A 16,923-nucleotide genomic window follows, 5' to 3' on the forward strand; every position below is an offset into this window, starting at 1 on the left:
AATACATTACATACCCACAACCCTGTAAAGACTATCCCCGAAGATGTCCTAAGTCAAGCAGTTTGTCGGAACAACAGGGAACATTTCCGCCCTTCCCTTGTCCCGCAAGTTGACCCAAGGCTATGACTTCGCTCGGCGTTGAATCTTGCCATTTTAAAGAAGAATGCAGGGTGAATACTCCATTCACTCTTCCTGAACTGCAACCGAATATGCGGCTCAACTTCAGCCCGGCTTAGGTTAAGACCGCCTATCATTTTTAACTGCAAGCATATCTTATGCCAGTAATAAAAGAGTCCGTTAAACTAGCAACTTACACCTAATTTTTTAAATCTTTTAAAGACGGGATGTAAAAAAAGCCGACACTTACTGTCTATTAGAATAGAGGCTGGGAGGATGCAGATTATTTAACTTGTAATGGTTGCTTATAAATTACTCCCGCAGCTGTTCTGTTCAATAATATCGACAGGACGAAGATAAGCGCGTCCAACTGATATTCCATCAATTATCTGTTGACACACCCACAAACATTGCCGGCAATTCAAACATACAGATCGATGAATAATTCATATATCATAATAGGAATTTAAAGGAACAATCATGCATATTGCATGAACGTTAATTTTTTGTCGTCACCACGTCCAGGAAAAACAAGTCAACTGCAAACTTTCAGGGATAATACTCGTTGTAAATCAGACTTCAATATTTTTCCCCTATGCCCATCATTCGCGTCGCGCTTGATGTTCCCGTCAATATTTTATTCGATTACCTTGCGCCGCACACAACGGCAAATGATATCGGCGCTCGTGTCTGCGTTCCGTTTGGAAAAAGGCTGGTCACGGGCGTTATTATGGAAGTAGTCGCTTACTCCTCCGTTTCTTCCAAGCTCAGGTCCGCTGTTCATATATTCCATGATGTTCCCCCGCTATCCAAGGCATTGCTCGATCTTTTCCGATTTTGCAGTGCTTACTACCATTACCCCCTGGGGGAGGTGGTGATGAATGGTCTGCCCGGCAGACTGCGGAGTGTCAAACCTTTTATGCCCGCCCCTTCCTTTCAATATGATCTCACCACAGCTGGATACAGCGTCGATATATCAGCCATTCCAGCCCGTAATATCGTCAAACATCGCCTTATGGCAAGGCTGAGAGAATGCGGACCAATGGACATTCGCGAGGTGAGACAGCTTTCGCAGCGGGCTCCCAAGGCGTTGGCGGAATTTATCAGGCTAGGCTGGGTTGAAGAAACATCGGCGCCTCTTCCCTCCATCGCAGCTTCGCTTACTGAAATCTCGCCGGTTCCTGTCCTGACCACCGATCAGGAAAGCGCCGTCAATGACATTGCCGTCAAAATAAACGAATTCGGTACCTGGCTGTTGCAAGGCGTTACCGGCAGCGGTAAAACTGAAGTTTATCTGCGGCTGATTTCGTTGCTGCTGCGGCAAGGCCGGCAAACGCTGGTGCTGGTCCCCGAAATCAATCTAACGCCGCAACTGGAAGCAATCTTCCTGGCGCGCTTTCCCGCCACACGACTGGTTAGCCTCCATAGCGGACTCAACCCATCCCAGCGGGCGTATGCCTGGTTGAAAGCCCAACGTGGTGAGGCCAAAATAATACTCGGCACGCGCCTGGCAGTATTTACGCCGCTACCGGAACTTGGTTTGATAATAGTGGATGAGGAGCAGGATACCTCATTCAAACAGCAGGAAGGCCTGCGCTATTCGGCACGGGATGTAGCAATCTTTCGTGCCAAGCGGGCAAATGCACCCGTGATACTCGGTTCCGCCACACCGTCACTCGAAAGCTATTACAACGCCATAAGCGGCCGCTACCTCAGGCTGCGGCTATCATCCCGCGCGGTCAAAAACGCCACGCTGCCAAGCGTACGTTGTATCGATACCCGTGCCGCCAAAACCAGAGAGGGCTTATCCGCCCCACTGATTACTGCGCTGGAGAGGTGTCTCGTGTTAAACCAGCAAAGCCTGGTTTTCATTAATCGGCGTGGTTATGCACCGGTGCTATTGTGCAAGTCATGCGCCTGGACAGCTGCCTGCCATCGCTGCGCCAGCCGTCTGGTGGTGCACCTGCGCGAAAGAAAATTGCGCTGCCATCATTGCGGCCACCAGGAGCGTTTCCCCCCCCTCTGTCCCGAATGCGGCGACCAGGATATTGCACCTTTCGGCCACGGCACGCAGCGAGTGGAGGCCACGTTGGCTGAATGTTTTCCCGATGCTCGAATTGTACGCATCGATCGCGACAGTATGCGTCGCAAGAATGCTTGGCAAAAGATGCTGAAAGACATCCAGGAACAACGCGTTGACATCCTGGTAGGAACACAGATCCTCGCGAAAGGACATGATTTTCCAAATCTGTCACTGGTCGGCATCCTGAATTCCGACGCGTCGCTATTCAGCACCGATTATCGTGCATCGGAACGCCTGTTTGCACAGCTGATGCAGGTGGCAGGCCGAGCCGGACGCGCCGAGGTGCCAGGCGAAGTACTCATTCAAACCGAATTCCCCAATCATCCGTTGTATCAGGCGCTGCGGCAGCAGGATTATGACGCGCTCGCACAAACGCTCCTGTCGGAACGAAAGATAGCGGGATTTCCGCCCTTCATCTATCAAGCAATATTGCGAGCGGAGGCAGCCCAGGTGGCCGCTGCGCTGGATTTTCTCACCCGTGCGGCGGCTGTGATGAAGGCTTCACAGCATGTTGAGGTGTTCGATCCGGTTCCGGCGCAAATGGCGCGATTAAAGGGACAGGAACGCGCGTACCTGCTCGTACAATCCAGCTCGCGTAAAAAATTACAGGAATTTCTTGCTGAATGGCGAACAAAACTGGACACGCTTTCCGTCCACAAAGTTCGATGGACGCTGGACGTGGATCCGCTGGAGTTTTGAGCCGAATATTCCATCGCCCCAAGCCGCTTCAGGATATTGCTGGCCACGTCCCGCCTATTGAATTTCAGCGAGCAGCCGGCCCATCATTTGTTCCGCCTGATGACGATAACCGCCGCCGAACAGATTGAGATGATTCAGGATGTGATAGAGGTTATAAAGTGTTTTTCGTGTCGCGTAGCCGGGATCGAGTGGGTAGGTCTCCCGGTAAGCCGCATAGAAATCTGCGGAAAACCCACCGAAAAGTTCAGTCATGGCAACATCGGTCTCGCGATCGCCATAATATACGGCAGGGTCGAATAGTATCGGCTTCCCCGCGCGATCAAAACCATAATTGCCACTCCATAAGTCGCCGTGCAGTAGTGAGGCAGCCGGTTCCGGACCCGGAAAGAAGCAATCCAGATGCGCCATCAGCTGCTCACCCCAGGTCTGCAATTTGCCCGTATAGCCATTGGCTTGCGCTAATTTCAACTGGTAGCCGAAACGATATTCGCGCCAGAATTGAATCCAGTTAGACGAAAACCGGTTAATCTGCGACGTGGCACCGATAGTGTTGTCGCGCACCCAGCCGAACCTTTCCGAGGAAAAACGGTGCATCGCAGCAAGTCCCGACCCCAAGGCTGCTGCGTCGCGGTAGGAAACTTTATCCATTTTCACATATTCCAGCACCAGCCATGCTTTGGATTTATTTTTTCCCCAGCACACCGGGAGGGGAACACGTAATGTGCGGGACTTGTGAATTTCCTGAAGGCCCGCGGCTTCCGCGTCGAACATCCCCAAGCTGTCCGTATTGTTCAGTTTGACGAAAAATAGCCGGCCGTTGCCTTCAATCCGATACGTTTCGCTAATGCAACCGCCGCCGATGGAAAAGGTTTTTTCCACAATGAATGGGCTGCCGGTAGACATGGAGATTTGTGCGGCGATATCTGTCCAGTGTGACATAGCGGGTCGGATCACCAGGTTGATTGATCTTTACCACGTCAGGACAACGATTTCCTTGCCCGGCTGACGGCTGCTCTCACCTGTGCCGGCGCTGTCCCACCGATATGGTTGCGGCTATTTATCGAGCCCTCCAGGGTCAATACGGCAAAAATATCGTTATCGATCAATGGGGAGAAATTTCTTAACTCAGGCAGCGTAAGCGCGCTCAGGTCACGGCCGCATTTGTCGGCAAAGTTCACCGCTTGCGCGACAGCTTCGTGGGCTTCGCGAAAAGGCAGCCCCTTTTTTGCCAGGTAATCGGCCAGATCGGTAGCCGTGGCGTAACCCCGCATCGCGGCTTGACGCATCGCACCCGGCTTGACGCGGACGCCCGTCAGCATATCGGCGTAGATGCGCAGGGTGTCAGTAAGCGTGTCCACCGTGTCGAATAAAGGCTCCTTATCTTCCTGATTGTCCTTATTGTAAGCGAGCGGTTGCGCTTTCATCAGCATCAGTAGCGCAACCAGATGACCATTGACACGACCGGTTTTGCCGCGCACCAGTTCCGGCACGTCAGGATTTTTCTTTTGCGGCATGATGGACGAGCCGGTACAGAACCGGTCGGCGAGTTCAATGAAGCCAAACAACGGGTTCATCCATAGAATCAATTCTTCTGATAATCGTGACAAATGTGTCATGATCAGCGCCGCACAGGCGCAGAATTCGATGGCGAAATCCCGGTCGGAAACAGCATCCAGCGAATTTTCGCATACGCCGTCGAATCCCAATTGTGCCGCCACCATCTCGCGGTTGATGGGGTAACTGGTTCCCGCCAGTGCCGCGGCACCCAGAGGCAGCTTGTTCATGCGCCTCCTGCAATCGGATAGTCGCTCGGTATCGCGCTTGAGCATTTCAAAATACGCCATCAGATGATGGCCGAAGACCACCGGTTGGGCCACCTGCAAATGCGTGAAACCTGGCATTACCGTATCCACGTGCTGTTCGGCAAGATCCAGCAGTGCATGCTGCATGGCACGGATGAGCCTGACAATATCATCAATTGAAGCGCGTAGATAAAGCCGCACATCGGTCGCCACCTGATCGTTGCGTGATCGTGCCGTGTGCAGCCGTTTGCCGGCGTCGCCGATCAGCGTGGTAAGACGTTTCTCGATATTGAGATGCACATCTTCCAGATCCAGCCGCCAGACGAACTCGCCGTTGCGAATTTCGTCGCGAATGCGGCCCAGGCCGGATTCGATCGCAGCCAAGTCGTTTGCATCGATAATGCCTGCATCAGAAAGCATTCGCGCGTGAGCAAGCGACCCCTGAATATCGTGATCCGCCAACCGCCGGTCGAAATCTATCGATGCGGTATAACGCTGCACCAGCTCCGAAACCGGCTCGTCGAATCGGCCCGACCAGGTATTTGCGCCTTTTTCAACTGGCGTATTTTTCTTTTTTGAGATAGCCATAATGTCTTTGTCAATTCACCCCAACTTACGGGCCGCTATGGTGGGCGACAGCGCATTTCTCAATTTAACTGCCATCACCCACTAAGGCTTCCTGTACCGATCGCGCTTCACACTGCGTGAATGCGGCCACTGTTGAATTCAGGTTAAACGCCAAGTATAAATCAAAGGACTTGTCTTGCCGCGCCAACCAATTTCGCAATCCAGGGTTTTGCAGGCACGCGCCGGACAAAGATTGACTTTACCCATTGAGATGAGTCTGGAACATCAACCCGGCATGCTCCCTCATTCTGTGGAACTGAATAAACTTCCAGCTTTCCTGGGCAACACTCAATTCCGCTCCAAACGATGCCAGAAAGGTAGGAGCATCCACGGCATCGTAGGCCACCCGATGCGCATTGGTATCGATAAACCGTTTTAGTTCGCGTGGATCATCGGCGGTGATCCAGCGCGCCATCTGATACTTCGCGGGGGCGAGACGTGCGTCCACACCATACTCATGCTTGAGCCGGTGCGCCACCACTTCGAATTGCAGAGCGCCGATTGCCCCCAGCAGCAAAGCGCCCCCGGTGTGTGGCCGGAATACCTGGATTGCGCCCTCCTCACCCAATTGGGCAAGCCCCAATTTGAGTTGCTTGCTGCGCATTGGGTCGGAGATCTCAACTGTCTGGAAAATTTCGGGCGCGAAAAACGGCAAGCCCGTAAACTGCAGGCGCTCGCCTTCTGTCAGCGTATCCCCCAGCTGTAGCGTCCCATGGTTGGGGATACCGATAATATCCCCGGAATACGCAATATCGAGCAACTCTCGCCGCTGCGATAGAAAGGATACGACGCCGTTGGTGCGGATATCCTTATCGTTACGTACGATCCTTAGATTCATGCCGCGCTCAAAGCGGCCCGAACAGATTCTCACAAAGGCGACGCGGTCCCGATGGGCTGGATTCATGTTGGCCTGAATCTTGAACACCACGCCTGTAAACCTCGGTTCATCGGGTTGCACCTGGCGTTGCAAAGCTCTGCGCGACGCCGGTGAAGGGGCAAGATCGACCAGGGCGTCAAGTACCTCGCGTACGCCGAAATTGTTGATGGCCGAGCCGAAAAATACCGGCGTCTGCAGGCCGGCAAGAAAAGCGGCATGGCTGAATTCCGGAGAAGCGCCGCGTATCAGATCGATTTCCTGCTTCGCTTGGACCGCATGCTCCCCCAAGCGTTCCGCGATTGCGGAATTGTCCAGGCCCTCGATGATCTCGTCCGCATCATCCAACCTGTCGGCACCGGGGCGGAAAACTCGCATGCGGTCGCGCCGCAAGTCGAATACGCCGCGAAAGCCGCGGCCCATGCCGATCGGCCAGGTGAAAGGTACCGCTGCCATATGCAGCGTTCGTTCGATCTCGTCAATGAGATCGAGTGGCTCGCGCACTTCACGATCCATTTTGTTCACGAAAGTCAGAATGGGCGTATTACGCGCACGGCATACTTCCAGCAGGCGCAGCGTCTGGGCCTCCACGCCATTGGCCGCATCGATTACCATCAGCGCCGCATCCACGGCAGTCAGAACCCGATAAGTATCTTCGGAAAAATCCTGGTGACCAGGCGTATCCAACAGATTGATGACGCAGCCGCGATACTCCATCTGCATGACAGAACTGGCCACCGAAATGCCTCGCTGCTTCTCGATTTCCATCCAGTCCGAGGTGGCATGACGGCTTGCTTTTCGCGCCTTGACGCTACCGGCGATATGAATTGCGCCGGCAAACAGCAGCAACTTCTCCGTCAACGTCGTTTTACCCGCATCCGGGTGGGAAATGATGGCGAACGTACGGCGCCGCGCCACCTCCTGATCGACCATCATTCGCTATTCCCCTTGACTGAGTCTTGTTCCTGAGGATAAAGGTGACACCGTGCTCCATGGGTTGAACTGAACGTACTTGTTTCAGGGTAATTTTTGCGGCATATCGGCATCACATGGGGGCAACGAGGATGAAAGTGGCAACCGGATGGAGGGTTGACCGGCGAGGGCAGATCGCCATGCAAGTGGATAACCTCACGCTTTGATTCGAGTTCGATGACCGGCACCGCCGACAACAAAGCCTGGGTATAGGGGTGCTTGGGGTTGTCCAGTACTTCGTCCACGCTTCCTTGTTCCACGATTCTTCCCAGATACATCACCGCCACTTCATCGGCGATATACTCCACCACCGAAATATTATGAGTAATGAATAAATATGCCAGTCCCAGACTGCTCTGCAACGCCTTCAGCAAATTCAGGATCTGGGCCTGTACCGATACGTCCAACGCACTGGTCGGCTCGTCGCAAACGATCAGCCTGGGATCGACCGCCAGAGCACGCGCGATAGCGATACGCTGGCGCTGGCCGCCGGAAAATTCGTGGGGATAACGCCATTTGGCTTCTGGCGGCAAGCCGACACTCTCCAGCAAGGCATCCGCTCTCGCTCTCCTTCCTTTCGGCACAGTGGAATGGCGCTCCGAATGGATTGCTTTGCCGTCACCTTCAACATTCAGGGCATTCATGCCCTCTTCGATGATGTCTACGATACGCATCCTCGGGTTGAGTGACGAATAGGGATCCTGGAAGATGAGCTGGAATTCGGCACGCATCTGTCGTAGCCGGTTGCGTTCCAGTCCCACCAGTTCGAGCCCGTTGTAACGCACGCTGCCCGCGGAGGGCCGAATTAATTGCAGAATGGCCTTGCCAGCCGTGGTCTTGCCGCACCCGGACTCTCCCACCAGCGCCAGGGTCTTGCCCTGCCGGATTGAGAGCGACACGCCATCCACCGCTTTGACATATCCCGCCACACGTTTCATTAAACCTTTATGTATCGGGAAGTAGACTTTAAGGTCGGTGACGGCCAATAAGCAGGAACCGGAAGTCCTGGATCCAAGATTGAACGCGCTCTGAAGATTGTTCCCACCTGATATTTCTGCGCTCTGAATGTTGAATTCCCTCTCCTGAGCCCGGAGCCCGGGCTCCTGGACTCGAGACCTTGAATCCCCATCAAAAAGGTGGCATCTCACCTGATGCCCCCCGCTTACCTCGCTCCACCCGGGCGCGACCGAGTGACACAATTCCCAGGCGTGATCACACCGGTCCGCAAAGCGGCAGCCGACGAATTCGCGCGACAGTGGCGGCACATTTCCGCTAATTGCCGCCAGCCCCAGCCCCTGCCGGCGCCTGGCTTTTCCCGGCAGTGAAGCAAACAATTTCTGCGAGTAGGGATGCGCCGGACTGCGGAAAAATTCCTCTCGCGTCGCCGTTTCCACGAGTTCACCGGCATACATCACCGCCACCCGGTGCGCCATTTCCGCCGCCACCGCGAGATCATGTGTAATGAGTAGAATCGCCATGCCGTCGCGTTGCTGTAAATCACGCATGAGGTCGAGCACCTGGGCCTGAATGGTGACATCCAGGGCTGTAGTAGGCTCATCGGCAATGAGAAGTTCCGGCTCCCCGGCCAATGCCATTGCGATCATCATCCGCTGTTTCATTCCGCCCGAAAACTGGAAGGGATATTCGGTCATGCGGCGCGATGGATCGGGTATACCTACCTGATTCAATATTTCAAGTATGCGTTTTTGCGCCACTGCGCCACGCAAATTGAAATGCCGCCGCAACACTTCACCGATCTGCTCCGCCACTGTCATCACCGGATTCAGACTTAGCATGGGCTCCTGAAAAATCATGCTGATGCGCTTTCCGCGGACGCTCCGCATAGCGACTTCCGGCAGCAGGAGCAGATCGTCTCCGCCGATCCTGATGGATCCCGCAACAATTTCGCCCGCCTCCGGCAATAGCCGCATTACGGAAAGGGCTGTCATGGACTTTCCGCAACCGGATTCCCCCAGTAATGCGAATGTTTCCCCCTCAAGAACCTGCAGCGTCAGTCCATCCACCGCCCATACCGGCGCCGCGCCCGTATGAAGAACTGTTTCGAGATTGTCAATTTGCAGCAGGGGCCGCATGGCTAGGAAGAACCTTCAGCAGGTTCAGCTTTTGACATTTCCCTGCGTCCCCTGAGGGGCAGCATTCGGGCTTTGGCGGACAATATCCTCACCCGCGGATCAAACGCATTCTGTACCGCATCGGCAAACAGATTGGCGCTCAATACCAGCGCGAACATGAAACTAAAGGCCGCGAGCAACGCCCACCATACCATCGGCTCACGCGCCATTTCCAGGCGTGCCCCGTTAATCATCGTGCCGAAGCTGATAGTGGAAGGATCAACACCTACGCCCACGTAAGACAATACGGCCTCAGCCAGAACCAACCCGCTGAAATCCATCACGGTAGAAATCAGCACGATATGCATCACATTAGGAAGAATGTGGCGGCTGATGATACGCCAGTGGGAAACTCCAAACGCGTGTGCTGCCTGAATATATTCCGTTTCGCGCAGCTTCAAGGTTTCGCCACGCAGCAGGCGGCACAAACCGGTCCAACTGGTGACGCCGAGTATGACGCAAAGAAACAGCAGGCGCAGATCGGCGCGCGCGGCAACGGTGTCGAACAGCTCGGGGTGGGTTTCTATGTATACCTGCATCATCAACACCGTCGCGGCGATCAACAGGACGCCGGGAATGGAACTCAACGTGGTGTAAAGATATTGGATAACATCATCCACCCAACCCCGGAAATAGCCGGCCATGATGCCGAGAAGCAATGCAAATGGGAGCATCATCAGCGTTGTGAGCGTTCCGATCACCAGCCCGGTGCGAATACTTTTAAGCGATTGATAAAATACATCCTGCCCTACCTTGTCGGTGCCGAATATATGGTAATTGGTGGATAACGCCAGCGCGGTACCGAGCAGCAATAGCATAAATGCAAGTACGATGCAGATGGCATTCCATGGAACTTCCGTGGCGCCACGCCACATGCTGGAAAGCGTCGGCAAAAAGTTTCCGCCGCCGCGGTTCGCCAATGACGCGGTTAACGAAGCGACGACGACGCACCAGAGGAGAAGTCCCAAACCCGCGCCCGCGGCCACCCTCCAGGCCACATCGGCGGCAAGTTGTGTTTCAGGATCCTGTAAATGGGCTCCGCCGAATTTCAGGCGAGGATATTCCCGCAGCTGCGTTCCATCTGGAAGTTCCACCGTTTCTCTGGCATACAGATGTGCGGCGAAGGGCGCGGAATAGGTTTTTTCCACGCGTGTGCGCAACGGGGTTGCAATCACGTCAAGCAGGCTTAACACATCCACGCTGTAAGCTTTTTCGCCGTTGCCACTGTTGCTATTCTCCACCGCGGGACGTAAATGCACGCTATCAAGCAATCCAATGGCAATAAAGAATACCAAAACCGTGAGTGCCGCCATGCCACTCTTACTATGTCCCACCCGCCGCCATGGCGCCAACAGATGTTCATTGCGCCGCACGTACCACGCGAAGGCGATGATCACCGCCACCAGCAAATAAACGAGCGCATCTGTCCAGAGAATTACAGGTTTGAAAGACATGGCGGTTCTTGTAGGGATATCACGCTAAAATCTGGCGTCCGACCACGTATTTCTAATTTAAGGCAATGACCCGCAACGACTCTTCGCATCACTTGACCTTGATCTTCTCGGACAGTTCGCTTTCCCGGAGTTAGGATCATTATTCGAGCCTTATCCTTGGGTCCACCAGCGTATAGGAAATGTCGGTCAATATTAGCCCGACGATGTAAAGCAGCGATCCCAGAAAAACCATGGCGCGCACGACGGCGAAGTCCTGAGAGTTGATCGCCTCGATGGTATAGCTGCCCAATCCCGGGATGCCAAAAAACGATTCGACAATGAGGCTGCCAAGGAATAGTAGCGGTATCACCACCACTGCGCCGGTGAGTATTGGAATCATGGCATTCCTGAGCACATGCCTTAACAGTACGACGTTTTCCGATAAACCCTTGGCGCGGGCAGTGCGGACGTAATCCTTGCCCATTTCTTCCAGAAAAATGGTGCGATACCATCGCGTATTGGCGCCAGCGGCGCTAATCACGCCGACGATGACCGGCAGTATCAGGAATTTGATGGCGCCCGGTCCGTCGCCATAGCCTGAGATAGGCACCAGATGCCACAACTTGCTGATCAGAAATTGTCCGCCGATAATGTAAAACAAACTGGAGATGGACATCAGGGCGACGCATAGTACCACACCCCAAAAATCCACGTAGGTGGCCCTGAAAAAAACCATCGCCAGCGCAAAAACAATGTAGACCGCCAATCCCAGCAGGAATACCGGTAACGCAATGGCGAGACTGGGCATCATGCGCGTTTTGATTTCGTGAGCAATATCGCGACCGTCGTCGGCACGCCCGAAACGGAAAGCAAACATGGCAGCCGACTTCTCGAAAAAAATGGTGTGCGTAAATTTAGCAAAACCTTCCTCCCCGTCGTTAAAAACGAGTGGCTTATCATAGCCGCGTTCCTGCTTCCACTTGGTGATGGCCTCGGGTGTGACGCGCTTGATGCCCAATTGCATGCGAGCCATATCATCGGGACTGTTAACCACGAAAAACAGAGTGAAAGTGATCAGATTGACGCCGATCAGGATGGGAATGGCATAGAGTACGCGCCGGATGATGTAATTAAGCAATGCCGCCTCTTGCCCCCGGAATCTCTGATTTCCGACTCCTTATTCCCGCCCCTCGCTCCCTGCGGCGGTAAGCAATCACGGCTGGGGCCAACCCCCCGGCCAGCACGATCAATCCCAACATGATCGGCCACAGTACCGGCTCGTTCCATTCGCGCCGCTTCTGTTCCCGCAAGCCGGCGTCGATACGAAAATACTTGATGTTATTGTGCGATAGCTTGTTCGGCTTAACATTACGATACCAGGCGTGATACAACCCGTAATCCTTGGGGTGGTATCCCCAGAGCCAGGGTGCGTCGTGACGCAGGATATCCACCATGCGATCGATGATTTGACGCCGTTCTGGACTGTCTTCCATGTTCTTCATTTGCTCGAACAGCCGGTCATATTCTGGATTGGAATAATTGGCCGCATTCTCGCCTTCGTCGCCGACCTTTCGCTGCGGACCGTGCAACAGGAACAGGAAATTCTCAGGATCGGGATAATCGGCATTCCAGCCCCACTCGAAGATTTGCGCGTTGCCCTTGCGTATCTTGTCCTGGAAGCGGTTGTAGTCCGTACTTCTAACCACCAGCTGAATGTTAAGTTTCTGGAATTGTTTGCGCATCCAGTCCAGACCTGATTTGTCGTCAGCGCCGCGGGCGGTGACATCGAAATACAGTACCAGCGGAGCGCCAGTTTTGGCGTCCATACCATTGGGATAACCGGCCTCAGCCAGTAGTGCTCTGGCGGCTTCAATCGGTTTGCGCTGTGCCCGCCCACTTACCCAGTCATACACTACGGGATTAATCCCCTCTTCACCCTCACGGTGGCCGGTAATGCCGGGTGGAATAGGCCCCTGCGCGGGAATACCACGACCATTTGCAAATATCGAAACGTACTCTTCGTAATCCACCGCGATCGAAATCGCCTGACGCAATTTCCTGGCGGACTCGCGCCCTTGTTTGGTCACTCCGCCCACCACCGGATCCAGTATATTGAAACCCATATAGTAGGTGGAAGTTGCCACGGCCGTCTCCAACCGGATGCCCTGATCCTTCATCGCCTCGGTCACGGTCGCCTCCCCCTGACCCGTCAGTTGCACCGCCTGATCAAAACTGTCGGAGCTAATCGCAGAGGCGTCATAATAACCTTGCAGAAATTTGTTCCAGCGGGGAATACTTTCCTTGTCGCGGCTGGATATCACTTTGTCGATGAACGGGAGCGGCTTGCCTGCATCCGCCAGCAAACCTGCCTGCATGTCCTCCGGCATACCTTCGGACGGATAGGTCTCACCATGATAATTCGGATTCTTTTCCAGTATCATCATGCGATTGGGGTCGTTCTCGGTGAGCATGTAAGGTCCAGTGCCTACGGGATACCAGTCAAGTGTGATATTTTTTTCCGCCAATCCCTTCTGCGTATAAAAGCGCTCAGCCTCCCATGGAATGGGTGCGAAAAATGGCATTGCCAGCCAGTACATGAACTGCGGATACTTACCTTTGATCTTGATGCGATAGGTATAACGATTTACCGCTTCCGCGCCTTCCAATGGATAGCTGTTCAAATCCAGATAGTCATTACCCCCCTGCCCGTCCAACTGTGCCACGGCGGCGGTCTGAAGCGTCGTGGAATATTCCTTCAGGCCCGCGATGTAGTCCGACATCAGGCCGAATATCGGCGAGTGCAGTTTAGGATGGGCTAATCGCTTGATCTCGAAGACATAGTCTTCGGCAGTCAGTTCGCGTGAGCCGGTGTGGCGAAAATCGGCAAGCTTGTAGACGCCGGCCAGATCCTCCGCAGTCAGATCATGATAGAGAAATGCTCCCTGTTCGCCCCTGGCGAATGCGGGATGAGGCTGGTAATGGATACCAGGCTTGATGGAGATTTCATAGATCGTATAAGCGATTTGAGCGGCGTCCGCGCTATCACGCAAACGCCTGCCTTCCTTATCGTAATATTCCGGTACTGGCATTTTTGCCGCTGCCAGTGGAATCAGCGTATAGGGACGTTTCAGATAGTGGTATTGCAACGGAGGTTCATAAATCTGCGTTGTCATCAGAATTTCGTTGGAGCTATATGACTGCACCGGGTCAAGATGCTTTGGGCGCTCGGCAAAGGCCGTATAGAGAATATTTTTTCCCGCATCGGCGGCGGGATAGGGGCTATTCCAGGGATTACCGCTGCAGGCGCAAATCAAGGCTACAAGCGATGCCAGCAGGTATTTGAACAGTTCCTTCATTGATGCGATAGTGTAGCGGAAATATCCGGAGCGCGGGGTTGAAGCGACTCTGGCGCTTCCATGATTCTACTAGCCAGGAAGACTTGAAGCTATAATCCAGAGTCCCCGTTTCAATACCAAGGAAATGACATGCCACTTCTCACCGATAAACGCATCCTCATCACCGGATTGCTCAGTAATCGCTCGATTGCGTACGGTATTGCACAAGCAATGCGGCGTGAAGGAGCGCAGCTAGCCTTTACGTATCAAGGAGAGGGTGTACGCGAACGGGTCAAAAAAATAGTCGCCGAGTTCGATAGCGATTTGCTGTTTCCGTGCGATGTTTCGAACGATGACGAAATCGCCCGCTGTTTCGACGATCTGGGAAAACATTGGAATAGCCTCGATGGTATCGTTCACTCGATCGCCTTCGCCCCGCGGGAGGCGCTGAGCGGAGACTATCTCGAAAGCGTAAACCGCGAGGCGTTTCGCATTGCTCACGACATCAGTTCTTACAGTTTTGCCGCCCTGGCAAAAGCCGGAATGCCACTGATGCAAGGCAGGAATGGCTCGCTTCTGACGCTCACCTATCTGGGTGCGGTGCGGGTGATGCCGAATTACAACGTAATGGGGCTGGCTAAGGCAAGCCTTGAGGCAAATGTGCGTTTCATGGCGGCCAGTCTTGGTCCCAAGGGGATACGGGTCAATGCGATTTCCGCAGGGCCGATCAAAACACTGGCAGCGGCAGGAATCGGAAATTTCGGAAAACTACTGAGTTATACCGAGAAAGTGGCGCCGTTGCGACGTAATATTTCTATCGCTGAAGTAGGGAACGTTGCGGCTTTCCTGTGCAGCGACCTCGCCAGCGGCATTACCGGCGAGATTACCCATGTCGATGCAGGATTCAATACGATTGCTTTCGACATCAGTGAATCCTGACCACTTCATGTATTCGCTATTTCTTCTCTAAACCTTCATTCCTCACCGTCACGTCGTACCGTTTCCTGACGCCGGCAAGATAAGAGGTGAGTTCCTCCTGAGTGAGAATCTGCTGCAATTGCCGTGTAAAAGCCTCGCGTTCGGACACTTCCGCCGGGAGTGGCTCAATTACGCGGCTAACGCGGATCAACGTAAACCCTCCCTGAGAATTGCCCACACCGATATAAGAAGGCAGCTTTGCCGTTTCCGCCTGGAAAACGGCCCGCAGCATTTCGCTGTCGAGACCTTGCGGATCCTTACGCGAAACCTGCCGGGCAGCGTCCCAAGCAACTATTCCAGTTTTACCTTCCTGCAACTGGGCGAGCTTCTCCTTTCCTTCCTTCATCGCCGCCTCCGCTGCCTGCTCGCGCGCCACAAGCCCGGTAATTTTATCCTTCAGCGTTGTGATGGAAGGCATCGTGGCCGGCCTATGGTCAACCACTCTCGCCGAAACAAGGGTATTTGACGTAACTTCGATCGCTTCTGTATTACGCTTATTCTTGATCGCGTCTTCCGAGAATATCGCTTGCAGTAATTTTCCGGAAGTAAAGTACGGGGGTTCGCCTGCATTTCTGCCAATCCAGTCACTCCGACGCAAGGTGAGGTTGAATTTCCCCGCAGCAGGCTGCAAGCTATCGCTTTGCTCATACACTGTATTGCTGAAACCTTCAGCCATTTCACCAAAGATCTTTGCAGCTTTTTGTTTCCTCACTTCCTGCTCAACCTGGCTTTTTACATCATCAAAACTCACCAGTTTTGCGGGTTTTACCTCGGAGAGCTTGATAATATGAAAACCGTGGTCTGTTTCGATCACATCGCTGATTTCTCCCGGCTTCATCTGAAAAACCGCATCTTCAAAAGCCTTGACCATCATATTCCGCGCGAAAAAACCAAGGTCTCCACCATTTGACGCCGAGCCAGGATCCTGTGAATGCTGCTTGGCAAGTTCGGGAAACCTTTGTGGCGCCTGTTTTATTTGCGCAAGCAATTGTTCGGCCTTGGCGCGTGCAGCGGCTTTCTCCTGGTCCGAGGACGTGGCGGGCACATTTATCAGGATGTGGCTGGCACGGCGCTCTTCCGGCTGTCCGAACTCATCCCTGTGCTCCTCGAAATACTTTAATGCTTCGTCCGCACTCACCTCCAAGTCTTTGCTCAAATCGTCCAGCGACAATACCAGATACTCGACACGCACCTGCTCCGGCAATTGAAACTCGGCCTGGTGCCTATCGTAATATGTTTTAATGGCTACCTCATCGGGTTTCATTTGCGGCAGGAATTGCTCCGGTTGTACGTGAAAGAGGCTGATCTCTCGCTTTTCGTTACCTAATCGCATTACCCTTTCCGCTACCGCGACAGGAATAAGGCCGTTTCCACTATAGGCGTCGATCAATTGCTGCCGTTCCATTTCCTGACGCACACGCGCTTCAAACGTCCGTGGACCCATCCCCTGGTCACGCAGCAATTCTTCATAGCGCTGCTTGGAAAACTTGCCATCCTGCTGAAACGCCGGAATATCCTGTATAACCTGTATCAGTTGTAAATCCGGCACGGTCAGTCCAACGCGTGCTGCTTCATGCCTCAGCAACCGCTGCTGAATCAGTCCCTCCAGTACCGCCGACCGTAATTCCGGATTGTCCAGCATCGCGTCGTTGAAATTCTCACCCATGATGGCCCGCATACTTTCCTGCTGATTGCGCAGCGCCTGTTCAAATTCCTGACGGTGGATTTTCTCTCCGGCTGCCAATGCGAGGTAATCTTCCCTATCACTGTTTTGATATGACTCGATTCCCCAAAACAGGAATGGTAATGCGGCAAGCGCCAGGATGACCTGTACGATGCGTTTTTTCTTGTGGACAAAATCGAACATTGTT

At 53.7% G+C, this 16,923-nt stretch carries 10 protein-coding genes; 2 read left to right on the forward strand and 8 right to left on the reverse strand.

Translation table 11 applies throughout. The features are described 5' to 3' along the window. Window positions 1–712 precede the first annotated feature (712 nt). Entirely contained in the window at window positions 713–2,899 is a 2,187-nt protein-coding gene (locus tag BLP45_RS13810) for a primosomal protein N' (protein WP_090373076.1), read from the forward strand. Window positions 2,900–2,953: 54 nt separating this feature from the next. On the opposite strand, the gene BLP45_RS13815 is transcribed toward BLP45_RS13810, so the two are convergent. From BLP45_RS13815 to BLP45_RS13845, 7 genes are all read right to left on the reverse strand, one after another. Next, the gene (locus BLP45_RS13815; protein WP_090373077.1) at window positions 2,954–3,838 is read right to left on the reverse strand and encodes a fructosamine kinase family protein; all 885 of its coding nucleotides are present in this window, start codon (window positions 3,836–3,838) and stop codon (window positions 2,954–2,956) included. Window positions 3,839–3,876: 38 nt separating this feature from the next. Further along, a complete protein-coding gene (argH, locus tag BLP45_RS13820; RefSeq protein ID WP_090373078.1) occupies window positions 3,877–5,289 on the reverse strand; it encodes an argininosuccinate lyase in 1,413 nt (470 codons plus the stop codon). A 238-nt stretch (window positions 5,290–5,527) separates the two neighbouring features. Then, entirely contained in the window at window positions 5,528–7,138 is a 1,611-nt protein-coding gene (locus BLP45_RS13825; protein ID WP_090373079.1) for a peptide chain release factor 3, read from the reverse strand. Beyond that, window positions 7,135–9,267, reverse strand: a complete 2,133-nt coding sequence (locus BLP45_RS13830; RefSeq protein ID WP_090373080.1) for an ABC transporter ATP-binding protein — start codon at window positions 9,265–9,267, stop codon at window positions 7,135–7,137. The genes BLP45_RS13825 and BLP45_RS13830 overlap by 4 nt, the downstream gene beginning before the upstream one ends. A gap of 2 nt (window positions 9,268–9,269) precedes the next feature. Next, on the reverse strand, window positions 9,270–10,760 hold the full coding sequence (locus tag BLP45_RS13835; protein ID WP_090373081.1) for an ABC transporter permease: 1,491 nt from the start codon (window positions 10,758–10,760) through the stop codon (window positions 9,270–9,272). A gap of 139 nt (window positions 10,761–10,899) precedes the next feature. Beyond that, entirely contained in the window at window positions 10,900–11,877 is a 978-nt protein-coding gene (locus BLP45_RS13840; RefSeq protein ID WP_090373082.1) for an ABC transporter permease, read from the reverse strand. Then, window positions 11,870–14,095 (reverse strand): ABC transporter substrate-binding protein, encoded by a 2,226-nt coding sequence (locus BLP45_RS13845; RefSeq protein ID WP_090373083.1) that lies wholly within the window; start codon window positions 14,093–14,095, stop codon window positions 11,870–11,872. The genes BLP45_RS13840 and BLP45_RS13845 overlap by 8 nt, the downstream gene beginning before the upstream one ends. A 129-nt stretch (window positions 14,096–14,224) precedes the next feature. Here BLP45_RS13845 and BLP45_RS13850 point away from each other — a divergent pair, with 129 nt between their 5' ends. Then, window positions 14,225–15,013, forward strand: a complete 789-nt coding sequence (locus BLP45_RS13850; RefSeq protein ID WP_090373084.1) for an enoyl-ACP reductase FabI — start codon at window positions 14,225–14,227, stop codon at window positions 15,011–15,013. 16 nt (window positions 15,014–15,029) lie between these two features. Here the strand turns inward: BLP45_RS13850 and BLP45_RS13855 are convergent, their stop codons facing one another. Next, the gene (locus BLP45_RS13855) at window positions 15,030–16,919 is read right to left on the reverse strand and encodes a SurA N-terminal domain-containing protein (RefSeq protein ID WP_090373085.1); all 1,890 of its coding nucleotides are present in this window, start codon (window positions 16,917–16,919) and stop codon (window positions 15,030–15,032) included. Window positions 16,920–16,923: the final 4 nt, after the last annotated feature.

Origin of the sequence: Nitrosospira sp. Nl5, assembly GCF_900102495.1 — a bacterium.
Classification (GTDB): Bacteria; Pseudomonadota; Gammaproteobacteria; order Burkholderiales; family Nitrosomonadaceae; genus Nitrosospira.